The organism is Candidatus Zixiibacteriota bacterium (genome assembly GCA_034439475.1).
Classification (GTDB): Bacteria; Zixibacteria; MSB-5A5; order GN15; family FEB-12; genus JAWXAN01.
This window is the reverse complement of the sequence record JAWXAN010000056.1, coordinates 1-25,340: the sequence shown is the minus strand read 5'-3', so window position 1 is coordinate 25,340 and position 25,340 is coordinate 1. Positions and strand designations below refer to the sequence as shown.

At 48.0% G+C, this 25,340-nt stretch carries 16 protein-coding genes and 1 tRNA gene; 10 read left to right on the top strand and 7 right to left on the bottom strand.

The window, feature by feature from the left end:
• On the bottom strand, positions 1–231 hold a 231-nt coding region (locus SGI97_08310; protein MDZ4723887.1), incomplete at its 3' end, for an RNA-binding protein.
• Between the two features lie 632 nt (positions 232–863).
• Between SGI97_08310 and SGI97_08305 the strand changes: the two genes are divergently transcribed.
• From SGI97_08305 to SGI97_08280, 6 genes are all read left to right on the top strand, one after another.
• Positions 864–3,353: a choice-of-anchor B family protein gene (locus tag SGI97_08305; protein ID MDZ4723886.1), complete on the top strand. Its 2,490-nt coding sequence runs from the start codon at positions 864–866 to the stop codon at positions 3,351–3,353.
• A 182-nt stretch (positions 3,354–3,535) separates the two neighbouring features.
• Positions 3,536–5,824 (top strand): arabinofuranosyltransferase, encoded by a 2,289-nt coding sequence (locus tag SGI97_08300; protein MDZ4723885.1) that lies wholly within the window; start codon positions 3,536–3,538, stop codon positions 5,822–5,824.
• A gap of 363 nt (positions 5,825–6,187) precedes the next feature.
• Positions 6,188–6,271, top strand: a tRNA-Leu gene (locus tag SGI97_08295).
• A gap of 108 nt (positions 6,272–6,379) precedes the next feature.
• The gene (locus SGI97_08290) at positions 6,380–6,997 is read left to right on the top strand and encodes a phage integrase SAM-like domain-containing protein (GenBank protein ID MDZ4723884.1); all 618 of its coding nucleotides are present in this window, start codon (positions 6,380–6,382) and stop codon (positions 6,995–6,997) included.
• Between the two features lie 171 nt (positions 6,998–7,168).
• Entirely contained in the window at positions 7,169–10,564 is a 3,396-nt protein-coding gene (locus tag SGI97_08285; GenBank protein ID MDZ4723883.1) for a TM0106 family RecB-like putative nuclease, read from the top strand.
• Between the two features lie 330 nt (positions 10,565–10,894).
• Entirely contained in the window at positions 10,895–11,947 is a 1,053-nt protein-coding gene (locus SGI97_08280) for an HNH endonuclease (protein ID MDZ4723882.1), read from the top strand.
• Positions 11,948–12,217: 270 nt separating this feature from the next.
• On the opposite strand, the gene SGI97_08275 is transcribed toward SGI97_08280, so the two are convergent.
• Both SGI97_08275 and SGI97_08270 read right to left on the bottom strand, forming a co-directional pair.
• Entirely contained in the window at positions 12,218–13,213 is a 996-nt protein-coding gene (locus SGI97_08275) for an HD domain-containing protein (GenBank protein ID MDZ4723881.1), read from the bottom strand.
• A gap of 460 nt (positions 13,214–13,673) precedes the next feature.
• Positions 13,674–14,294, bottom strand: coding sequence for a hypothetical protein (locus SGI97_08270; GenBank protein ID MDZ4723880.1), 621 nt, complete (start codon positions 14,292–14,294; stop codon positions 13,674–13,676).
• Positions 14,295–14,814: 520 nt separating this feature from the next.
• Between SGI97_08270 and SGI97_08265 the strand changes: the two genes are divergently transcribed.
• From SGI97_08265 to SGI97_08255, 3 genes are all read left to right on the top strand, one after another.
• Positions 14,815–16,302: a YCF48-related protein gene (locus SGI97_08265; GenBank protein MDZ4723879.1), complete on the top strand. Its 1,488-nt coding sequence runs from the start codon at positions 14,815–14,817 to the stop codon at positions 16,300–16,302.
• 264 nt (positions 16,303–16,566) lie between these two features.
• Positions 16,567–18,585 (top strand): 30S ribosomal protein S1, encoded by a 2,019-nt coding sequence (rpsA, locus tag SGI97_08260; protein ID MDZ4723878.1) that lies wholly within the window; start codon positions 16,567–16,569, stop codon positions 18,583–18,585.
• Positions 18,586–19,161: 576 nt separating this feature from the next.
• Positions 19,162–19,923 (top strand): SDR family oxidoreductase, encoded by a 762-nt coding sequence (locus tag SGI97_08255; protein ID MDZ4723877.1) that lies wholly within the window; start codon positions 19,162–19,164, stop codon positions 19,921–19,923.
• A 17-nt stretch (positions 19,924–19,940) separates the two neighbouring features.
• Here SGI97_08255 and SGI97_08250 read toward each other — a convergent pair whose 3' ends face one another.
• Positions 19,941–20,423, bottom strand: a complete 483-nt coding sequence (locus SGI97_08250; protein MDZ4723876.1) for a DUF2087 domain-containing protein — start codon at positions 20,421–20,423, stop codon at positions 19,941–19,943.
• Between the two features lie 455 nt (positions 20,424–20,878).
• Here SGI97_08250 and SGI97_08245 point away from each other — a divergent pair, with 455 nt between their 5' ends.
• Positions 20,879–21,733, top strand: coding sequence for an EamA family transporter (locus tag SGI97_08245; GenBank protein ID MDZ4723875.1), 855 nt, complete (start codon positions 20,879–20,881; stop codon positions 21,731–21,733).
• A gap of 422 nt (positions 21,734–22,155) precedes the next feature.
• Here the strand turns inward: SGI97_08245 and SGI97_08240 are convergent, their stop codons facing one another.
• From SGI97_08240 to SGI97_08230, 3 genes are all read right to left on the bottom strand, one after another.
• Positions 22,156–22,416 (bottom strand): hypothetical protein, encoded by a 261-nt coding sequence (locus SGI97_08240; GenBank protein ID MDZ4723874.1) that lies wholly within the window; start codon positions 22,414–22,416, stop codon positions 22,156–22,158.
• A 105-nt stretch (positions 22,417–22,521) separates the two neighbouring features.
• A complete protein-coding gene (locus tag SGI97_08235) occupies positions 22,522–24,450 on the bottom strand; it encodes a hypothetical protein (protein MDZ4723873.1) in 1,929 nt (642 codons plus the stop codon).
• A gap of 175 nt (positions 24,451–24,625) precedes the next feature.
• The coding region (locus SGI97_08230) for a hypothetical protein (protein ID MDZ4723872.1) at positions 24,626–25,340 on the bottom strand (715 nt) is incomplete at its 5' end.

The window sequence follows — 25,340 nt, the reverse complement described above, 5'->3', positions numbered from 1 at the left end:
GGCTTCGTTGACGTTAAGGGTGCGACCCTTCATTTCAGTGCCGTTGAGGCCGCTGATCGCTTTCATGGCTTCTTCTTTTGAAGGCATTTCGACAAAGCCGAAACCCTTCGATTCGCCGCTGAATTTGTCTTTGATGATGTTGGCGGTTGCCACTTCACCAAAGGCTTCGAATGCCTGTCTCAGTTCGTCTTCACTGGCTGCGTGAGGCAGATTTCCTACGTAGATGTTCATTCTACTCTCCAAAAATGAGTTGATACCAAAGCAAACCGACCATTCGATCTGCTGTCCCACCGATTTCGGTCGGACTACTTACACTTGTTTTGCCGGACACACGCCAGTCCTGTCTACCACGACCATCGTAAAAACCGACTACTATCTTCTACAATCATACTCGATTGTAAAATAAATCTTAATTTGCTCGCCTGATATTTTCTTGAGGTTTCCCTTTTGATTACCACAGTAGAGATAAAGACATGCGGAATTATAGTACATGGCAGAAAAGATGCAAGTAAAAAATGAGGTTTTACTGTAAATTGTTGACATTCAACGTGATAAAGTATATAATAAGGGGTCGAAGGTACTAAACGGCCTGGCTTTGCTGGACAGCAAACACAAATTGTCCATGAAGTTGCCACTTACTACGCATTCGATTTCTTGCCATGAATACAAAGCATGTCTGCTTTTGTATGATAAAATTGACTGAGCGTGAAATTATATGCAAACATGCCATCAGAAATAGATTCGTTACATCCGAAGGATCGTCAATTATGAGAAACGGGTATTGTCGTTGTGCGCGTACACTATTATGTGCTGTCTTCATCGTGGTTCTCACCGTATTGTCTGTTCAGTCACAAAGTGTTAATATGACGCAAATAGCAAGAGTTCCGGGTGGGTTGCGCTCGGTCTGGGGTTACACCGACAGCTTGGGTCGTGAATATGCGCTCGCCTGTGCGGGGAATGCCCTCAAGATTGTCGATGTCACTGTTCCCGCATCTCCCGTTGTAGTCGTCTCGGTACCGACTGTCGGTAATGATCTCAAAGAAGTCAAAACAACCGGGCGCTATGCTTATGTTGTCAACCAAACCGGGGCGTTACAGATTGTTGACTTGGCATATCTACCCGATTCGGCGAAAACGGTTGCGACCTATTCATCTCCGACTGTGCCGGGACAGCATACAATTTGGATCGATGGCTCGTATGCCTATCTCGGAATGAACGGCGCGGGAATTCGCGACTACCGTATATTAGACATAAGCGATCCGCTCGCGCCATTCGAAGTCAGTGGAACTCGTCATCCAAGCGCTGTCTGCGGGGCTTTTGCCGACGCTCATGATTCCTATGTTGTCGGAGACATTGCCTATGTGGCCAATCTTACCTCGGGCTTCATGGTGCTCGATATTTCCGACCGGAGCAGTCCGACAATACTCAGCCTTGTCCCGTATCGAGGGGCAACGACACACAGCATGCGTACTACGGCCGACGGCAAATATCTCTTCACAACCGATGAATTGACCGATGGCCATCTCCATGTTTGGGATGTACAGGATCCGACACATGTGATCCATGTAGCAGAATATCCGCTCACCGGCACATTCATCCATAATGTCTTTCTTAAAGGTCCCTGGCTGTTTACATCATATTACAATAAAGGGCTGATCGTATTCGATGTCACCGACCCGACCATTCCGGTCATGGTCGGACGCAACGACACTTATTTTCATGGAACTGGCACTCAGAGCAACTGCTGGGATGTCTATCCCTATTTTGTTTCGGGGACAATTGTAACATCGGACATCAGCAATGGCTTGGTGACAATGACTTTTAACGACAATCGCGCCGGATATGTGGAAGGAATTATCGCAGATGATATTTCCAGTGTTCCGATTTCAGAAGCGGTCATAACATGGACTGACCTAGTTACAGGGCTTGGACAAACAGTTCTCTCAAAACCTGATGGGTCATATAAACTCGGGTTTGCGCCCGGCACTTTCACCATTACGATCTCACGAGCGGGGTATCAGACGGCAAATATTCAGCAGACTATTTCCCCGATGGTCATAAATAATCTTCCAATTTTACTCGCGCGGGTGGCAGGCGGAACGCTTGCCGGTAGTGTAAGCGGAGCAAACATCAGTATTCCAACTCGACTCTCTCTTTCTCCGAATGTAGGCGGGGAGATTGTCGCCGACTCAAATGGAAATTTCAGCTTTGGCCATCTTCCGGCTGGAACATATACCCTCTATGCCGGTGCTTGGGGTAGAAAAAGCATCGATTCAATTATCACAATTTCAAGTGGTACGGACACAAGCATCACGCTCACTCTGGCTGTCGGCTATCAGGACAATTTCGAGCTCGATTTGGGTTGGGATACAAAAGACCCTGCTGACTCGGCTGTTGGAGGGCTGTGGGAACGTGTCGATCCGGTTGGAACATCTTCGGGCGGCCCGGTGCAACCCGAAAATGATGCTGGAGCAGGCGGCGATACCAAATGCTATGTCACCGGCCAAGCACTCATAGGCGATGGCGCACAAGCCTCAGATGTCGATTATGGAACAGTGACGCTTATTTCGCCGGTCATGGACCTCACCCAAATGAGCGACCCGCAGATTTCATATCAACGGTGGTATGCGAGCCAAAATTCAGATACCTGGACAGTTTTATTGTCATCAGATTCAGGACAGAACTGGTTTATGCTCGAAAACACGTCGACCCACAATCCCATGTGGCAGACATTTTCATTTCGGGTATTGAACCATACTTCCATAACCAATAAAACTCTTGTCCGGTTTGTAGCCAGAGACAACTGTATTTCTTCCACAAACGAAGCGGGCGTTGATAACTTTAGTGTTGTAGATCTCAATCCCTGCGCCGCAGATTCACTCAATGATCAGGACGGTGATGGTCTGTGCGCAAATTTTGACAACTGCCCTGGTTTTGTAAATGCCGATCAGCTTGACACCGACAACGATGGCGTGGGAGATGTATGCGATGCCTGTATTACAGACCCGGTGAATGATGATGACGGTGACGGTCTATGCGGACTTGTTGACAACTGTGATTCCGTTGCAAATCCGCTCCAGGAGGATATTAACAACAATGGTGTTGGCGATGCCTGCGAAGGCTGTTGTTTGTTTGCGACTGGCAATGTGGATTGTGATACTAGCGAAACGACTGATATTTCCGATTTGACAGCGCTTATCGACCACCTCTTCATCAGTTTGAATCCTCTTTGTTGCGCTGGCAAAGCGAATGTCGACGGTAATCCCTCACAATCAGTGGATATTTCGGATTTGACAGCGCTCATCGATCATCTTTTCATAACGCTCCTGCCGACTTCTCCGTGCGGAGGGTAGGCGCCTATAGTTCAGTTAGGCGTAACCCTTGCGAGGAGCCGCTGTAGTGAACTCAGTTCATTCTTCTTTGGCGCAGGCCAGAGACGGCCTGCACGAAGATTAATAAAGGCGGAACATTAGAAAAACTTCTGCGTTAACCAGCGCGCTTCGATAGCATAAACTGCTCTGCAATGAATCTAACTATGTCCAACGTAAAAGCCAAGATTCGAAAGCACGGCCTGCTATCCGGTCTGCTCACCGCGTTTTTTCTATTCGGCCTTGGATTAATTATTTGGTCGTGGCCTTTGCGGATATACACCGAAGATCGTCTTATTTATGATTTGATGTGGCTCGATGCCTGGGGGCTGTCATTTTGCCTTGCCACGATATTCGTCTGGGTCTCAAAGCTTTCCACAACGACGAAAGTGTATCTGGGCCTGATGTGTCTTTCTCTCTATGGAGTGGTCACTGTTTCTCTGATATTTGACGGGACCGATTTTCCAGATAATAGCTATTGGGGTGACAACAAATTTCGACTTGCGATGATTTTGAAATTTGCCACAGTATCCGCTGTCAAAGACTATTACTACAAAGACCTGCCGTTGTTCTATCCGCCGATCTACTATTGGCTGCTTGCGTTCTTTTCCAAGCTAATGTCAATCGATGCATATAAGATGATGAAAATCGGGAGCCAGTACATTTATCTTTTATCTCCTCCGCTTCTCTTTGTAATGTGGCGCCGCATACTTGATCCTTTTCGAGCATTCCTTGTGGCGGCATTGACGGTTCTCATTTGTTCATCTGACAATCCGCTTCAGTTGTACAGACCGCATGCATTCCTCGGTAATAGTTTTTTTCTGCCGTGGTGGCTGCTATACATAGAGCAAGTAAAGCCAAAGAAAGAAGACTGGAAATTTTATGTTTCGGGAGGATTGATCGGAGCGATTATATTTGCCACGTATTTTTATGCGTTCTTTATTGGAGCGCTTGCAATTGTGGCGCGTTCGACAATTTTTCGAAAATGGTCATTGATAAATCCCCCCACGTTTAGTCTCACCCGCGCATGGGCTATTCTGGCCCTCGGCGCACTCATAAGTTTTCCTTATTGGCTGCCGAGTATGCAGTCTGTGTGGGAATTTGGTTCTGATCGGTCACGAGGTGATTGGCATCACAGCGGTTCGACCGGAATCTCATTTTCATTTTTGTCATTCTCTCTTGTGGGACTTCTGTTTCTTGCAGGCATATTCTATGGCATCAAGCGCCGCCGCACTTCCCTCAATCGGGGGCTTCTAGTCCTCCTCGCTGCTGTGCCTATATATTTTCTGATTGGATCGGTGTTGGGAGCGCTCGACCATCCTATCAATTTGATTAAATCACAGGATTTTCTCCAGTTTTTAGCAGCTCCTCTGATTGGATTGTGGGTTGCTGCCATGATTCGAGCTGACCGGTTCCGGATAAAAGCCCGATTTATTGTGCCCGCTGCTGTCGTAGTATTGTTGGTTGTACTGGTGAGCCGGTTCGGAAATCATATTCGCGAAGTGTCGGTTAAAACAGCTCGAACAGCGCAAGTGCAGACATGGAATACAGATCCCGATGAAATGAGGCAACGAGCGGGCTCTGTTTTTCTGAGCGGTCATGAGGAGTTTTTTGTCTTTTATCCGGTTTATACATTCATATCAATTAACGAAGTTTACTCTCATCCGGCAGCGCGATTTATTCAACGTTATGAACTGCTCTATCTGACGCAGTTTATCAGCGATCCTTATCTTTTCAATATTGTCCTTCGCCATAATAAATATGACGCGGTTGATTATTTCATGCCTCGCAAAGTCAATGATCAACTCGAAGTAACGATCGCGCTCAGCCATTACCCGAATCTTCTTGCTGTCAGAAATCTGCATTATCCACCTGGTTTTCTTTATGATTCAACTTTATTTCGCAAACAGACCGGCGATCTGCTTTTTGAAGTGATGCCGAATGCTGTGTCTCCCGGCTACGACAGCAATTATTATGGTCTTGACGTAACAAAAAACCCGCGTGGCTGGAGCCGGCTCGGTATGATACGGTCATATCTAACCGAAACCGGGCAAAAGTTATGGGATGAGCGTATCGGCATGGCAACTCCTCCTCTGAGCGAAATTGTGAAGCTTGAGCCCGACCACTCATTTGACAATAAAATCCACCTTCTCAGCATGAATATCTACGCCGCGTATGATTCTCTCTATCTGACATCGATAATTCGGATAAATCGCGATCTGCATGAAGATTACAGAGTATTGTTTCATCTATACCCAAAAGATAAATCAGAGCCAATGCTCAATTACGATTTCGCGACCTCTGATTCGACAATCCATTGGCGAACCGGGGATATGAAACTTCTGTCACGAACAATCCCCAAGGCCGCCTGCGATTTCGACTATCATATTGGTTTTTTCAGCAAAGAAGAAGGCGTGATGGGGGATGTGTACGAAGGGGAACATAAGAAGGAATGAACATGTCCTGGTGTTATTGTCCCAAGGAGTAATACGTCTGTCTGCTTGGGCAAGCTTGAAGGCATTCTTGGTAGGGCGGGCCCGTCTTCGAACCCGCCACTTATTTGACCGTAGGTCTCACTTATCTAACAAGACGGGTAAGTGGTGTCAGGCGTCTCAGCCCGACACGTTCAAAGACAGTCAGGCCGAGACGCCTGACTGCACATAAGCCGATTGCAAATAAAAAGACAAGCGTGAGATTGCTTCGCCAGTCGTAATCCGCCGTCCGCTCTCCGCAACGAACTTTCAATGATGGAGTTGGAAATTTGCTGCGAACATTCCCGTTGCGTTTTGGTGGGGCTGGCTTATATTTGCGTCAACATCGCCGAAGTGGTGAAACTGGTAGACGCGCTGCGTTCAGGGCGCAGTACTCGCAAGGGTGTGGGGGTTCGAGTCCCCCCTTCGGCAGATTGATTTTTTTGAGTCCGTCTAACTAATTACTTGACAATGAATTAGATTCGATTATCTTTCCTTCAGAAAGTCGTTGTGTCCAATTTGTGTTCATTGGGAGGTTGCGTGGCAAGGATCTATCAACGTGAAGATATATGGTATCTCGATGTCAGAATCAAAGGACATCGAATCAGAAAACGTGTCGGAACCTCGCGTAAGGTTGCTGAACTCGCACTCAAAGACGCAGAAGTCAAGATCGCCCGTGAAGAGTTTGGATTCACGAAACAAGATATCAAAATTGAAGTCCTAATCGAACGATTTAGGGAATATAACAAGACAAATCATAGGCCAACAACCACTGAGCGCTATGCAGCAGTGACAGACCATCTCAGGCGGTTCGTTGCCGAGAAGCGGCCACATATCGTAGCAGTCTCGCAACTCACGCCAGAGATTATGGAAGCATACAAGACATTTCGACGGGTTTCGCGCATGAATCCGAATGGCAAGCCCGTAAAAGGCGGAACGAGCGTAACGAGCCGCACTCGTGTTGGAGTAAGAGCCCGCACCGTAAATTTTGAACTCGATGCACTGAAGGTTATGTTCAATTTGGCTATCCGCTGGGGATATTTGAGAGATAATCCGCTGCGACTGGTTAAGCCCCTGAAAACCGATGACATGAAGCCTATCAGATTTCTGACCTTAGCAGAGTGTGAACAATTGTTAGATAAGACACCGAACACTTGACCTGCCCCCGTTTGTTGTACTGACCTAGCCCCCAAACCCATTGACTTTGGCTATCGCATGACTAACATTGGAAGTGGTACAACAAACGGGGGCAGGTCAAGTGTGTTGCCGTCTCTCGAAAACTTCAGCTTTAGAACTCTATCAGTTACTGAGCTTGACTGAGGGAAACCAATGCAGAAGGTAGACGGTCACATCTACTACTCGCCGACTGATTTATGCAGGCATTTAGATTGTTCGCATTGGACTACTTTGACTTGTAGTAACCTTGTAACTCCTCTTTCGAAAGACGAGCCATCTGAGGAAGGGAGATTAGTCCAAGCAAAGGGTATTCAGCATGAGAAGCGCTTTCTGGCTGACCTTAAGGCCAAGGGAAAATCCGTATGGGACTTGAGCGACATGGGAGGAACTCACGCCGAACGATTGGCAGCTACAAAGGAAGCAATGGCTGTGGGTCATGAAATAATCTACCAGCCATTTCTCGTGCGTGACGGTTTTGTTGGTCTTGCTGATTTTCTGATTCGCATTGAGTGTCGATCTGAGTTGGGTTCGTATTCATATGAGGCCCTTGACACGAAACTAGCTAGCTATACCAAGCCATTTGTCATCATCCAGCTCTGTCTTTACTCCGAAATGCTACAGACACTTCAAGGCACTATGCCTTGTCACATTCATGTTTACTTGGGAAGTGGCATACAGGAGTCACACTTGGTCAAAGATTTCTTTGAATATTACAAGCATCTAAAGCGGGACTTCCTGAACCATGTCTCGGATCATCGCCAAGCCTATCCTGAGCCATGTGACCACTGCGAGAGGTGTGATTTCCGGACGCTTTGTAATACCAAACGAATTGAGGACGATCATCTCTCTCAAGTTGCAAACATCCGCAAGAGTCAAATCAGAAAGCTGGCAACAGTTGATGTCAGAACCGTTGAAGCATTGGGAACTTCCTCTCATAACCACGTGAAGGGAATAGGTGATCAGACTCTTTCACGCCTGCGTCAACAGTCGCAACTCCAATTACACAAGCGGCACACAGACAAAGACAAATATGAATTACTACCAGACACGAGCGCTACAAAGGGACTGCGTAGCCTGCCTGAACCTGATAAGGGGGACTTGTTCTTTGATATTGAGGGTGACCCGCTTTTTCCTCAGGGGCTGGAATACCTCTTTGGTATATGTCACTCGAAAGGGACTGAAGTCGCGTTTGAGGAGTTTTGGTCCCATAACCATCGGGAGGAGAAACAGTCATTCGAAAAACTGATCACATTCTTCATGGAACGGCTCAAGCGCTTCCCGAAAATGCATATTTATCACTATGCAACGTATGAGGAGACGGCTGTCAAACGGTTGATGTGCAAATATGCCACAATGGAAGCCGAGGTGGATCATCTCTTGCGCGAGAAGGTCTTTGTCGACCTGTTCAAAATCGTTCGGCACTCGCTTCTTATTTCCGAGCCAGCTTACTCGATCAAGAATGTTGAGCGTTTTTATTTGCCCAAGAGAAAGGCCGAAGTAAAAACGGCTTCGGCCAGTATTGTCTATTATGAGAAGTATATTGAGACAGGTGATAACAAATTCCTTGTGTACATACGAGATTATAATTTGGAAGATTGTGTCTCACTTATCGGTTTGCGAGACTGGCTCGGCCAGTTAAAGGCGGGTGCCCCTGAAGTTCCAGTGGAGGCATCACCACCTGTGAGCTTTGCGACTGAGGAGAATCCACTACAGATGCAACTGAAGGAATTTGAAGGGGCACTCCTGACCGGATTACCGGAATCAGAGGCCGACTATACTCTGCAACAGCGATTGGATAGGCTTATCTATGATCTGGCCGATTACTACAGGCGAGAAGCCAAACCAGCATGGTGGAAGAGGTTTTCCCGTCAGACGGCCACGAGCGAAGAATTGATAGAAGATGGCGAATGTATTGGAGGGCTGGAGCTGTCAATGGTGACGCCGCCTTTCCCTGAGAAGAAGTCGACTGTGGTTACCTATATTTCCCCTGAGCAAGAATATAAGTTTCGCGAAGGTGATTCCGGCGACATCGCCGAGGACCTCAGTCCAGCCGGGACAATTGTAAAACTCGACGTAAAAGAGCGGTTTTTGCAACTAAAGCGCGGGAATGCCAAAGGGAATCTTCCGCTCTACCTTGATCTTATACCTCAGGGACCGATAGGTACAGACACTTTAAGAAACTCGTTGTGGTCATTCATAGAGAGTTATATACAGGCGAAAACAGGTGTTGTCTGCCCGCACAGGTCAATTCTTGACCTTTTGGAACGTAAGAAACCAACTATTAAGGGAATTGTATCCGGCGCTCCACTCTATACGAGTGACACCGCTAATCTCAGAGGTTTTCTGGACATTGTGTTGCGAATGGAGAATACGTATTTGTTCATCCAGGGTCCTCCTGGCACAGGAAAGACATATACGGCTTCGCACTTGATTTTAGGACTCATGAAGGAAGCCAAGAAGGTTGGTGTGTCAGCCAATAGCCACAAGGTAATTCATAACCTCCTTACAGCCGTGGAACAGAGAGCTGATGAGAGTGGCTTTACCTTTTGCGGAATTAAGAAAGCGTCTTGGAGTTCTGATGATACTCAGTTCAATGGCAAATACATTAACAATGTCGGTACAGGTGACGATGTGGCAGCGGAGCTTCCTGGTGCCGATCTGGTTGCTGGTACGGTGTGGCTTTTTGCATCGATCGGCGGTCAGCAGCCATTTGACTATCTGTTTATCGATGAGGCCGGACAGTTGTCGCTTGCTCACCTGATTGCCGCTGGGACCGCCGCCAAGAACATCATTCTCGTTGGAGATCAGATGCAATTAGCCCAGCCGACTCAAGGGGTGCATCCTGGAGATTCCGGCAAATCGGCGCTCGAATACTTATTGCAGGGCCGACATACCATACCTCCGGAAGAGGGAATTCTTTTGGAAACAACCTACCGGATGCATCCAAATGTGTGCGGCTTCATCTCTGAAGCAGTGTATGATGGTCGCATCCGGTCGCTGGCCGGATTAGAAAGGCAGGAGTTGCTTACCAATGGTGCCCTGTCTGACAAGCTCCTGCGCACGGGTATCACTTGTAGGTTCGTAAATCATGAAGGGTCTGTTCAGCGCTCTGACGAGGAAGCTGAGCATATCAAAAGTCTTTACGAAGATATTCTAAAATTGCGCTATCGAGATCGACATGACCAGGAACACGCATTTACACCAGACAACATTCTGGTTGTCTCGCCTTACAATATGCAGGTGAATAATCTTAAGCGAACATTGGGCGACCACGCGAGAGTCGGAACTGTCGATAAGTTTCAAGGTCAGGAAGCGGAAGTTGTAATAGTCTCTATGGCCACTTCAAGTCCTGATGAAGTGTCGCGTGGTATCGATTTTCTTTACAGTCAGAATCGTTTGAATGTGTCGTTGTCGCGAGCACGGATAGCTTCCATCTTGGTAATGAGTCCGCAGCTCATGAACATCCGATGCAGTACAGTTGAACAGATGAAGTTGGCTAATACACTTTGTTGGGCGAAAGAGTATGCGTCAACACCACAGCGGCTCTAGTATAGAAACCAAAGGAGGATTATAGATGCCAAACTGTAAATTCGATGAATTCCCTATGGAGTTGTTACCCCAGATTGGAGAATTGAGTACTCAGACTAGTTCCAAGCGACATTATGACTCATTAAGAAGATCTCAATTCAAGTGGATCGATGATAGTAAAGCTTTTGCTGAGATGATGCAGATCGCCCAAGGGAAGAATTATGAAATAGAAATAGTTAGGGGTGCGTGTTCACTCGTGAGTCGCTTGGTCAAAAAAGATTTCTTACTCAATGACCCAAACAGCGATTATCGATTTGTGATTGACAAATTTCTTACGCCTGTGGGGTCAAGATGAATTGGCGGTCATCTACCTTTTCCGTTGCCCAAGTCAACATTTTGCGGGAGCTTGTGAGACCACTGTGCAATCAGTTCTCCAAACAATCAGAATTTAGAGTAAGTGACCTGATACCCTGGATAAAGCTCAAGTATCCCAATATCTTGCCTCTTACTGATGATGATTTGAACCCGAAGCGTGGTGGTCAGTTGAAAAAGGAGTGGGAGAACTTGAATCCGGGCAAGCGAATCATTAACGTGCAGAATGCCTGCTATCATCTAAGCGCCCGGGAGAAATATTGGATCGAGACAATTGCCGATCCACCCATGAAGGTGAATCCACTCAACAAGATTGATTCCAAGCATGGGAAAAACGAACGAATGTTATATAAGGTGAGATCAGATTGGAGTGAGCGGATCTACGATGGATTTGATTGTAAGCCCTCAGAACAGCCAGGTATTGTAGACTCCATTCAGCTCGCAAGCCCAACGGTCCAGCCACCCATTCAGTTAGGGAGGCGCGTGGGGACCAGCATTTTTAGGTCTTCGACTCAAGTTGGACAACTTTCCGAAACTGTTGCACATGAGCGATTCTCCAATCCACCTACCAATCTCGATGAAATGTCAGCTGTTCTAGAGCGGCAGATGGAATTTAACCCCGACAGCCACGAAGACGCGCGTCAAAGAGTTGACCGGTCAATTGCAATTCGACGCGGACAAGCGGAATTCCGTAGTCTGCTGCTGAGGGCTTACAATAGTTCTTGTGCAATTACAGGTTGCGACGCAGTCGAGGCACTTGAAGCGGCTCACATAATGCCTTATAAAGGAGTCGAGTGGAACCACATCACCAATGGGCTCTTATTACGTGCCGACATTCATGTTCTGTTCGATTTGGCTTTAATGGCAATCGATCCTGATAGCTTGTGTGTCGTGCTCGCATCGAGTCTCAGGAATAGCAGTTACGCAGAGATTGAGGGCAGTAGAATAACGAGCCCCAAAGATCCTCTCGCACTACCGAGCCAAGCAGCCTTGGCAAAGCATTTTGCTTGGGCAAAAATGGTAAGAGAGTAGACAATTGCGTCGGGCCATCAAAGTAAGGGACGCATCCCTATTCTCTATGCTCGAAAAGGATTTGTGTCCATTTTGTGCCCATTTGTGAGTCCAACATCGAATTTCAAGCACACCCGCATAAGACCAAATACAAACTGCTATCTCATTGTATAACAGTATGTTGTATTATAATCTGTTGGCCCTCGATCGATTACTTGAAATGCTCTGTAGCGTATCCCCCCTTCGGCAGATTCAAATAATCAGGGTAATCAGCGCAAAAAACGATTACTTCTAATCAGATGTTCCGGTAAGCCCGCTCGGGCCCATCAGCTCGACAAAGGCCGCGAGTGCCATATCATCGAATGCACCTTTAAGCGAAAGCATTATTTTCAATGCCGGAAATGTCTCCATCGCATGCTGGTACACACGTTCGGTTGTCATTGCGTCAAATGAATCCACAATTGCGACAATCCTCGAGTACAAATGCATCTCTTCGAGAGACAATCCTGATGGATGGCCGCGTCGGTCACCCCGCTCATGGTGCTGTAGTACTGGATAGTATGACGCCTGAGGAATCTGGTTGGTCTCGGTCAGAATCTCCACTCCCCATTTGGGATGCTTTTTCATGATTTCAAATTCAAGCTGAGTCAGCGCGGATTGTTTATTGATTATTCGTTCGGAGATTCTCGACTTGCCGACATCGTGAAGCAATGCCCCGACACCCAATTCATTCAATATCGCCGGATCCTTGATGCCGAGTTGCTGGGCCAGTGCGATAGAAAATGTACAGACATTCACAGAATGGGTGTAGGTATGATAGTCAAAAGACGATATTTTGAGCAGGTTGATAAAGGCTTCGCGTCCCTTTAGTATAAATCCAACCGTGTTTGCAACCATATCCTGCGAACGCAGAATGTTTTCCCCAAAGGTGGGATTGCTGAAAACGTCTTTGATGAGGCCAGTCGATGTCTCATAGAGAATACTTGCCTTTTTTTCTTCAGGAAGGGATGAATCGACAAGAATCTTATTGAGGTTCTGCTCGATATAGAGCTGATAGTCCTTCTTATTTTCAGCCGCCACAAAAAGCCGGTCGACTTTGTTGGTGAGCAGTTTCTGGCGGGTTTTCTCTGTAAAGGGAAGATTGGCGGCACGGTATAATACCAATTCGCGCTGAACATGGATATAAAGGTCAAAATTCAGCACCGAATCGACGCGGATAGAGTCCAGATAGATCGGCATGAACTTCTGGTCGATGCGAATTTTCCCCGTGGCCTGCTGTACTGTCATAAGTATGGGACTGTCCCTGCACTCAGTTTCAGAGATATTAGTTCTCTCTGTGATTGTCGGCAAAAATAAGGAGAGGCTTGATGGGGTCGTTGCGGGGGGAATTTTGGTGAAGTCAGCCCGCCGTGGAGGGTCACTCCTCTGAAGTTGCTCCCCGCAATGACGGGTAGTGAGATTGGTTATTATCCTCTACCTCTGGGAGATGGGAGGGTGAGGGCATGTTCGTGAGGGATATCCAAAAAGATAGAGAATCGCCGAACCAAGCGGATTTTCTTCACTCAGGTGCGCGACAGAGACGTCCCGCACGAATATCATGAACCCACCGTCCGCCGATGGCGGAGTGGGGTACCCGCATTTAGAGCAGACACCCCCACATTGTCATTGCGGGCCCCGATTCTTATCGGGGCGTGGCAATCTCATATTTTCTTATCTTGTGATTGCGCCGCGCCTGTTCGCGAGAAGCTTACGACCCGAATTGCTTGACGGTCGTCAATACTGACTGAAGGCGGCCGGTGATATCGGTCAAAATCTTGGAATAGCGTTTCAACAGTTCTGAATACTGCCAGCGCATTTGAAAGGCATTGTCCGGAAAATCGAAAAGCTCAAGCAGAGCTGTCTTGTAGATTTCATCGATATACTTTATTATGTAATAGGGATAGGCATCAATATTGGCGTCATGGACCTCGCCTTTGATTAGCCGCTCTCTGTACACTTCTACCTTTTCAAGAACGACTGTTCCAAAGCACCATGGGGTCATTATCACTCCAAAATTTGACCCGTCCATATAAAAGCGGCGGATACTTCGCATCAACAAATCTATGATAACCGCCCGTGCTCTATAATAAGCAACCGTTTCAGATTTTGCGGCTGATGTGGTCCGAATTTTTTCATCAAGTGAGAGCCGTTCAAGGGACGCCTTATTATAGGTAGTGCGCAAAAAGCCGTAATAGTCTTCGAAATAGACTTTGGTGTTTTCGGAGAGCGACATGATATAATAACCGCGTTCGTCTTTTCGGACCTTCGCTTCGCTGGTGGCCGTTAGTCGCTCAAGAGAAAAGCCTCGTTGGTATTTGCCGTCTAACATCCGAATCTCCTTGCCTTTTTCTGAATCTCCTGCTTATCCCAAAGCATACTCTGTGCCGTCGATAATTCCGCGAGGTTTTCGAGCCAAACTGTAAGCTAACTGCTTGTCTCCCTTGACTTGGCTGGTCGGTTTGGCGTTGCGCACGCCCATTCATCGCTTAGGTCTCCATAGTGCACATATGTGAGAGAATGGAATAATTAGGAAATCATCTGCAGAGCCTTCTCTATTTATACGAGCAGGAGACCTTCGCAAAGAATGAAAGCGCAAGAGAACTTTCATTTTGAGGCATTTATCAATGGAATATCTTCAATTTCTTTTGACATTGTGCCGCATGGGGCGTTATTTGATTATGAGATCAGCTAACTGCCTTTAGGACATCGGCCAAGAATCTTCTGAATGAGTGCAAGAGCTAAATCAATTGAGTAAATCTTTTCAACGATATCACATCATCATTGGATCCATTCTCCTTGCGCTCTTGGGATGCGAAAAAAAGCAGCCGACTGAGATCAAAACGCCTAATATGAAAGTATCCACCAATCAGATACTGTTCTCATCACAACTCGGTGGGTCCAACCCGCCGACTGATTCAGTCGTCATTACAAATAGCGGAGGCGGAGAATTCACATTTAGCGCAACAAAGAATGCCGATTGGATGGAGATTTATATTATTAATAGCAAAGCTCCCGGCGCGGTAAAGATCGAAGTCTATCTAACCGGACTGAGTCTCGGCGAATACATTGACACGGTTACTGTCACCGCAAACGACGCCCTCAACTCTCCGCAGAAAGTTGAAGTACGTTTTACGGTCGGCGATGCAATTGTCGCCAACCCGCTTCTAATTCGATTTGATGGCTTGGCCGGAGCAGTAAATCCCGGCAACCAAATGTTGGAAATCAGTTCATTGAGCAGCTATCCAATTCCGGCGACTATAAGTGAAAATCTCAGTTGGCTTTCACTTACAAATACTTCGGGAACTACCCCCTTTTCAACAGAGCTCACGGCTGACATTTCCGGTCTGCCGAGCGGTATTCTTACCGGCGATATTGTCATCAGTTCTTCTGATGCGGCCAATTCGCCTTATCCGGTCAGATGCACTTTTGCAATCAGTTCCTGGGAAACAGTCCCGATATCAAACGGCTTTGACCTTGGTGAAGTTTATTTTACGAGTCCTAACGTTGGTTTTGCGGTTGGATTTCTTGGCAGTAATCCCGGTTTCACAGGCTTTATTGTCAAAACAACCGACGGCGGCCAGACATGGCCCAATAGCCATCGAAGTGTCGGTCATCCCACTCAAGGCATAACATTTATAGACACCAACAACGGCTGGGTCGTGGGTGACAGCGGCTCGCTTCTCTTTACAACCGATGCTGGCGGTCAGTGGACTGATGTTCCGTTCCAATCGCTTCCGATTGAGTCCGGCATCGATCTCTGGGCGGTGAAATTTTTTGATAACCAGCATGGCTGGATTGTCGGAACCGAAGGAACTATTCTTGCCACTACAAACGGCGGCGTGACATGGCTATCGCAAAACAGCCCGTCGTCGCTATCACTTGCCGATGTCGATTTTGTCTCGAACAGCCAAGGCTGGATTATCGGCAACAACGGCGTCATAATGCATACCACGAACGGAGGCAATACATGGGCATCCCAGACAAGTGGCACGAACCGGGATCTTTGGGGAATCTCAATAATAACCTCTGAAGTTGGATGGATTGTGGGCGACAATGGACTCGTGCTCCATACAGAAAATGGCGGTGCGCTCTGGACAAAAATGGAACTTGCTCAGATCAACCGCTTCCAGGATTTGATCTTTGTCTCGCCAACCCATGGCTGGATTGTGGGAACCGAAGGGCTAATTCTGTACACAAACGATGGCGGCCAAAACTGGCAGTCTCAACTCTCCGGCACCGCTGAGTGGCTTTTCTCGGTCTTTTCACTCAACAACCAGCTTGTTTGGGTAGTTGGCGAGAATGGCGTGACTCTTAGAACGGTTAGCGGCGGCTTTTAACGCTCCTATTTCTCTCATTTCATCAGTTCTGCTCACACTCAGAGTATATATGTCGATACAGCCTTAAGCTAAGACTGTTGCAACTCCGGCCAGATTGGAGAAAACAGTTAAAAAAGATTTTGCCTTTTCGGAGGCAATACCTTATATAGCAAGTCTGTCAGAGGGGATTTTTTCCACGACAGCCGATTCGAAGGTTTCCCGAGGTCATATGGCCGGAGGAAAAATCAAAACCATCGGGTCGTATATGGAGGTTTTCTAATCACAATGGCAATAGCCAAACAATCAACACAACCAAAGGCGGTCGCTCCAACATCGAAGCGAAAGACTATTACTGCCAAAAAGACCACCAAGGTCAAAACAAAAATCACAAAAGCAGATACTGCTGACGCTCAAGTTGTCGCGGTTGCCGAAACCGAGGATGATTCTACTGAGCGCGTGATGACTGCGCGCCGGCTCCGAGTAGCCGATCGCGCAAGCGCTAAGGTGGCCGAAGCCCCGCCGACTAGGCCGCAGACTGTCGAAGCGGTGAAAATCACCGATGTCAGCGGCGTTGTCTATGACAAAGCTGATTATGACGAAATGGTCGAGATGTATGACTCGACAATTAAAGACATCAAAGAAGGAGAAATCGTCAATGGACGAGTCCTCGGCGTGACACTGGAATATGTCATAGTCGATGTTGGCTTCAAATCCGAAGGTATTATCCCGCTTGATGAGTTCCCGCGTCCACTCAATATCAAAGTCGGCGAGGAAATCGAAGTTTTCCTTGAGCAGATGGAAGATCAGAACGGCCAGCTCATTCTCTCCAAGCAAAAAGCTGACTTTATGCGCATCTGGGATCGTATCCGCGAGGTTCATGATTCTGGAGCCACAATCGATGGCCGTATAGCCCGTCGAATCAAAGGCGGCGTGGTGGTCGATATCATGGGAGTCGATGCCTTCTTGCCCGGCTCACAGATATCGCTCCGTCAGGTGCCGGATTTTGACGCGCTCATCAATGAGATGATTCCGGTCAAGATTATCAAATTGAACAAAAATCGCCGTAATATCGTTGTCTCGCGCCGAGTTGTACTCGAAGAAGAGCGCGAATCGATGCGCTCGAACCTGCTCAATGAAATTCAGGTTGGCCAAGTACGACAGGGAGTGGTAAAAAATATCACCGACTTTGGCGTCTTTATTGATATGGGCGGTGTCGACGGTCTTCTCCACATCACCGATATGTCATGGGGACGGATTCGTCATCCTTCCGAAATGGTCTCGCTTGGCGATAAAATCGATGTCAAGATTCTTGATTTCGATGATAAGACCTCGCGCATTTCGCTCGGTCTGAAACAGATGACCCCCTACCCGTGGGAGAATATCGAAGAGAAATATCCGATCGGCAAAAAGATTACCGGCCGGGTGGTGTCAATCACCGACTATGGAGCCTTTATTGAGGTCGAACGCGGCATTGAAGGGCTCATTCATATCTCCGAAATGTCCTGGACCCAGCATATCAAGCATCCGTCCAAGATCATGAACGTCAATGATCCAGTTGATGCCATTATTTTATCTGTCGATAAGGATAACGAAAAAATCTCGCTTGGGATCAAGCAGATGGAAGCTGATCCTTGGATCACCATCGAGGATAAATTCCCTCCCGGAAAGACTTTCAGCGGCAAAGTTCGCAATCTCACCGCCTTCGGCGCCTTCGTTGAACTCGAAGAAGGCATCGACGGGCTGGTACACATATCGGATATGTCCTGGACAAAACGAATCCAGCATCCGTCCGAAGTCATGCGCAAGAGCGACAAGGTCGATGTCAAAGTTCTGAAGATTGACAACGAGAACCGCAGGATATCGTTGGGCTTCAAACAGCTCATTGATGACCCATGGCCCGAGCTTGCCAAACGCTTCGCTGTCGGCGTCGAATGTTTGGGCACGATAACCAAAGTTCTTGACCGCGGTGTAGTGGTTGACCTTGGCGATGGTGTCGAAGGATTTGTTCCGACCGGACAACTGGCGAGCAGAGACCTTGCGGATCCCACCGGTGTCTTCAGAGAAGGGGAATCAATTCCGCTCACTGTTCTTGAGTTTGACAAAAACCAACACAAGGTTGTCTTGTCGGTGGTTGCCTACTATAAGAAACGCGAGCGTTCGGAATTTGAGGACTTTCTCTCGAAACATCCCGCTGCGACGGGCGGCGGCCAAATGGCTGAAGCCATGCCGAAGTCAATTCAAGGCGGAGCAGATACATCGGACAAATCGTCTGTTTCAGACGAGGCTCAGTCTAACGAGATTTAGTTTTTAGATTTAATAGTATATGACAAGCGGCTGCAGGGAGACCGGCAGCCGCTTTTTTTTGTGGCTAGTGTGGCAATCTCATATTCGGCATTATCATGTAGGTCAGTCCGCCGCGCCTGCCCGCTGTGGCGGGGCGGACTGACATCCTCTTCTTTCGTTTGGGGCGTCTCGCCCCCGTCAATGGAGGACGGCGTGTACGAAGATGAAGATGGTTCCCAGCGTGCGCTGGGATGACAAGAGAAGAGAATCCGCCACAGCGGACAGCCTGCACGAAGAATCAAGGCCAAATTCCCCAGCACGTCGTTGCGAGGAGCGGATTCTTATACGCGACGTGGCAATCTCATATTCTCTTCTCTCTGGTGCAGGCCAGAGATTTTCGAATCCGCCGATGGAGGACGGCCCGCACGAATATGAAGATGGATTCTCCTCCGTAGCGGACGGGAATGACAAAAAAGAAATCTCCGTGCCCCATTCATTGTGGGATAGATTCTGGTTTCTACGCCCAAGATGGAATTGACATCCTATGCGTCGCATACTACCTTTTTCAAAAATGTACAGAAGCGAACAGAGAACAATATGACAGACCTAAAAAATAAAATCGCGCTTGTCACCGGAGCGTCATCGGGCATCGGGCGGGCAACAGCAGAACTTCTCTCCGATGCCGGCTGCAAACTCATCCTCGCCGCACGCCGCAAAGAGAGGCTCATTGAACTGGCAAAAACACTGGCAAGCGAGTGTTATCTAATTGAGCTTGATGTCCGCAACCGCGAGGAAGTCGACAAAGTTGTCGAATCGCTTCCGAAACAATTCCAAGACATTGACATATTAGTCAACAATGCCGGACTCGGGCGCGGGCTGGCCAAACTACACGAAGGCAACCCCGAGGGTTGGGATGAGATGATCGACACTAATGTCAAAGGGCTGCTCTATGTCAGCAAAGCCGTCATTCCGGGAATGGTCGCGCGCGGACGAGGACATATTATCAATATCGGCTCGATTGCCGGTCACGAGGTCTATCCCGGCGGAAATGTCTACTGCGCCACCAAACATGCGGTCGATGCCATCACCAAAGGAATGCTCATAGATCTTGTGGACACGCCTATCCGTGTCTCGACAGTCGACCCGGGATTAGTTGAGACTGAATTTTCACAAGTTCGCTTTTATGGCGATACTGAAAAAGCGAAAAAAACCTATCAGGGGATTAAGGCGCTCACACCGCATGATATTGCCGAGGCAGTAGTCTGGATTGCCCAGCGTCCGGCTCATGTCCAGATCGCACAAATGATTATATTCCCGACTGCGCAGGGGTCAACAATGGTCACGCACAAAGTGCAATAGCGCCAATAATAAACGGATCAGCCAATTCTGTCGGCGAGGTTATAGCCTGTCCGTCTTCGGTAATTGCCTTCGACTCTATCCATCATTTTTTCATCGACAAACTCGCGTCGCACAGTGCAGAAGTCATTGTGATGGCGTGAGATGATGCGGTTGACTTCGTCTTCGCTGTAAACCCGGTTTGGTTCAAACTGGGCAAGGATATATTCGAGGAGATATTTGCGTTTGCTCCGTTTGACCGGTAATTTTTCGATGCGGTCATTGTGGACGAAGTTGACCACAATTTTTTCGGCGGGTGTCCGTTTGGCTTTGTTTGAGTTTTTCTCAAGCCAGTCAAACACTGATTTTTCGGGGATCCGCCATTCTTTGCCTATTTTGTAGGCATCGATTTCGCCGGCCTGAACTTTGCGGGTGATAACCTGCACATTCATTTTGAGTTTTTCGGCAAGCTCTGTTGTTGTGAAAAACTCGGTATTCTTTATCAAACCATCACTGTAATTCATATCATAACTCCACTGTTCACATGTACCAAAACGTCCCGTTCTATACGGTAGGGAGTGATAGTATAGGGGATTATTTAGGAGAATCAACTAATGTTCGGGATGAGGAGGGATTATTTTCGTGGGGGGGCGGAGAAGCACAGCACGAAAATGAAGATGGATTCTCCGCCGCGGCGCACTGACCTACAAATATCGTTAGTGTGGTGTCGGGCGCCCTCGCCCGACACTCCTCGCAACGACTCACTGCGGAATGACTGCTTAAATCCTGTACCACACTCGCGACATTCGTCGGGACGGTGTGATCTTTATCTTGGCGAATAGCGGACGTCAGTCCGCCGCGGCAGACTGCACGAAGACGAAGATGGATACCAGCCTTCTCGCTGTGGAGCGTCACATCTTTCTCCTCCTCTTCCTTCTCTGGTTGACTTTGATTAACAGTCCGTCGTTATTGGCCGGTCATGGTTGTCTTTGTCTACATTTTGCTTTGTCTCATCTGGGGATCGACCTGGATTGCTATCAAACTTGGGCTGTCCGATGCCCCGCCGCTGTATGCCGCCGGAATTCGGTTCAGTCTCGCTGTGCTGATTCTCTGGTCGATCATGTACTTCCGAAAACTTCGCCCGCCATCGACCCTGAGGGAATTGGCATCGCGCGCCTATCCGGGTGTATTCATGTATGGCACAAGTTACGCGCTTGTCTATCTCTCTGAGCAGTATATAAGTTCGGCCCTCACAGCCGTTCTGTTTGGGGCATTCCCGTTTTTTGTCGCTCTGCTCTCGAAATGGAAATTCAGAAATGTGCCGATATCGAAAATTGGATGGCTGGGACTGATGCTTGGCTTTGCAGGTGTCGTGCTCATATCATGGGATTCGCTCAAACAGTCGCATGCCATTTTCGGAGGCGTTTTGATGACCCTTACCGCGACATTTGCATCAGCGTACGGTTTGATGATTCACAAACGTGACCATGCCCACAAAGAGATTGTAACATCAGCGGCTGTTCAGATGACCGCCGGGGCGCTCATACTTTTGTTGGCGGCAATTGCCTTTGAAGATTTCTCGAACTTTGCCTTCACCCCACAATCGATCGGTTCAATACTTTATCTGACCTTTATGGGAACAATTACAGCCTTTTTGGGCTACTACTGGCTATTGGGAAAAGTAAAGGTCCTGACTGCTTCGCTGATACCTTTTGTTACACCAATGGTGGCCATATTCATCGGGTTCGGTTTTTTTGGAGAGACCCTGACTACCCAGACCATGATCGGGGCAGGGATGATTTTGTCCGGGATCACACTTGTACTTCGCAAATAGCTTATCAGATGAGAGGACTAATGCGGAGTGGCGCTTTGAACTACAACGGAGTCGGCTTTGGACAGCATTTGGTGGCTTGGCCTGGCATACATATCCGGCATTGCGCTGAATACTGTCTTCGTTGAATCTGACAGAAAATAATAAGGCCTGCCGTCGTGCACAAGATTCGGCGAGCTTTCCACTGGCTTAAATCTCTGACGTGTTATTGGATCGGTCAAAATACCACAATATTTGGCTGGATTTGCAGCAAATCGCTCACGAGCCGCTTCATCACTGAAATAATAAATCTCGTAATTGAGGTAACTTCGGTGAGCAGTGTCAAGAACCGCAGGCGCCGTCGTATTCACGGCACAATTAAACAAAAGATTTTGCCCTAAGAAATATTGATCAGGGTCTTCCACGAAGATCTTCGAGCAGGGCGTTCAGCAGAATCCGATCGGTTTGTGGTTGACATATATAGGGGGCATGCGAAGGTTCAGTTTCGATTGCCGCACAATACAGCGCTGGTTCATCGAGATTGAGCCATCGGAATAGCGTATTCGCGGAAGATCGACATTTTCATCGAAATAACTCGGTAAATCTTTATAGCTGAATATCTCTGCTTTGTCAGACTTGTTGCAGGAAAGTCCGATTGTAGCTGCTACAGCAACCAAGAGAATGAAGCGAATCTGACCCTTCCTCATCTTTTAACCTATAGTCCTTATGGTTTTGCGACCAATCGCATGTGCAGTGTGAACAATTGCAATTTTATACGCTGAGCTAAAGACTTAGTTCCTTGGATGGAGATATTATTCCCTATCGAATCCGACACCAATTTCGTGTTCCGACAGCGATTTCGGTTTCGACGGCGGCCCTATCCAGCGGCTTCCATTCTTAGCGTAAGGTTCGTTGTAGTTATCATTCCCTGCGGCATCGATAAATATTCCCCACACGCCTAAATACCGACGGGCCGAATTTGATTGCGCGCTGGTTCCGGCCCGCCCGAGGGTGATTCCTGACTTAGTGCTGTACGTATCATCGCCTGAGTGGTCGAAAAATATCCCCATCCCATTATCGTTGCCGCCGCCAAGCGAAAGGTTCGGCGCGCTGTAGGTGTCATTGCCAGTGCGTTCGTTGAGGAAACCGACAGTAAAATCATGCCCAGCTCCCAGGGCCATATTATGTGTGGCGGTATAGATGTCATCGCCGGAGAAGTCATCGAGATACCCGGCGCCAAAATGCGCCCCTGAGCCTTGAACATACCAGACACCGTTATATGTGTCATTCCCCCCGCCATCTAAAAGCATGCCGACCGCGAACCAATAGGCGCAACCTTGCGCGAAAAGTCCGGCGGAATACGAGTCGTTTCCTTTCAGGTCACAGAGTATTCCCACACCGCCCGCCCAGCTATGTCCGTCGAGATAATCCGCCCGTCTTCCGAAGCCGACTCCCTGGGCAAGGGAAGAATTATGTTCTTTCGTCTGAGGAGACGGGCTAAATAAAATGCTGTCTTCGGCTTTGTATAGGTCGTTTCCCTCGCCGTTTATCAGCAAGCCACAGCCTCGGGTGAAGCCATAACCTTGCGATTCGGAATAACAGGAAAGGCTGTCGTCTCCGCTGACATCTGATAAAATACCCATTCCGAAAAGCCCTGCTCCCTGTGAGAGATGCTTTGCGCGGTAGGTATCATGGCCTGATTTATCAAGGAGGATTCCGACACCGAAAATCCCGCAGCCTTGCGCGACATGTTGTGCGTCGTACAGGTCATCTCCAGCTTTGTCAATAACGACAGAAACGCTCAAAACTGCACCGCCTATGCCCGGCTTCGTACTATCATTTGATGTATACCTGTCGTTGCCACCAGCATCAATGATAACACTCAGCGGATAGTCACCATTGATGCCCGAATAGCTGTATGTGTCGTCTCCGCCGCCGTCGATAATGAGAAGGGGCGGCTCAAGATATTCGAATGAATCATTGCCAGTTGTGCCGACGATAATGAGTCCCTTGCGCGTTTTGATTTCGGTTTTGATTTTTGGAAAGGTGATGAACTCAAGAGAGTCGGCAATACGCTCGCAGGCTTCGGCAATATCCTGAGCGCCGGCTGAGAGCAAATTAAAATCAAATTTATCAATGAACTCTTCAATCATCGCCGGTACTTTGCCTGTGTCTGCATCCTGATTGAGAAAAAACTCAAAGAGCTTTGTTCGGTATTTCCCTTTGTCAAAATCATCGAGGGCAATTTTGAGCGGAAATGTATTGTCGTCGGCGATGGCATAGAGCAGGTCTATTTTGTCTTTAAGTCGATTAAGTTCAGCTCCAACAAGCACATTTTTGCTTCGGGTATAGGACGGTTTGGATACGCTGTCGGGAAAGACGAGATATTTCTCGAGCGCGTCGCCGATGAGTCCTCGCCGAACTGGATAATTGACGAGCCGCGATGTATAGGCTGCAAGCGCGGAAATATCTGTCATGCTCCCTCTGCATGTTTCCGCAGTCAAATCACCGTATTGGGGAAATTTGAGTGGGTTTCGGTGAAACATGGTGAAGAAACTCAGCCGCCATTTGTCTCCCTGCCAGTTGGCCATCTCGTCCTGATCGAAAGTGAGGTCGTTCCTGGTTTTCCCAACTTGAGACATCGCCGAGTCGATCAGAGCTAAATCTTCGGCCCGGGCTGCGCTGAGAGAAATAAAAAACGTTAACAGGAGAATAAGAGAGCTATTCAATTTATTATTCATCACTCTTCCTTGTCCAGAAATAATTATTGCAGGGAATAAAGCGGTTTTTAAAAAACTAAAAAGATAAAACTGTGAGGATGGTAATCAGGCGGATTGGGGCATTCACGAACGAAATTGTTCAATTGACGAGCCAATATTGAAACGGGTATGAATCTCTTCATACCCGCACAAAACTCTAAAAATCCTCAGGCGTCGGAGATCCTTGAGGGGGCGCGATCCCAAGAATCCGCTGCAAGACAGGATCGTTGAGGTTGACCTTGTATTTGGCAAAAAGCCGGCCCGCCCTCTGGATTTCGGACATGTTGCCTTCCTGAGAAAGCGCGGTGATAAGCTTTCTAAAAGCATAGCTGCTGTTGGGGTTGGCTTCGAATGCTTTCCACATCAGATCCAGCCCTGCTTTAATGAGCGCAGGGTCATTGTTGCGTCGGCCCATTTCATTTTTTATCAGGCCAAGGTCCTGCATATAGAAAAGATTATTCGGGTTTTTTGCAAGGAAGCTCGATAACGTATCACTAATTGTCCGGAGTATCCCAACGGATCGTCCGCTGTCTCCCCGGGCATCAAACTGCTCGACGGCCGTAAACGGCAGTTGCCAGTACTCAGGGTAGACGGTAAGCATTGTATCGAGAACTCTATGGGCGCGCGCGGTGTCGCCTTGAGCAAGAAGCGCCTCATAGAGTCGGCTTGCGGATACACCGATGGTTAACTGAACACCGGTCGAGTTTTCTTCGCGGAAGACGTCTGCGTCTTCAAAGCCGTCGAACTTATACGTATTCATAAACAGGTCATAACTTTTTTCGATGTCAATGCTTTGGCTAACCGGATCGCGTTCGAGGCGATAGATAATGCCAGTCAGTATGGCGCGCTCACGCAGACGGAGCGGAGATTCC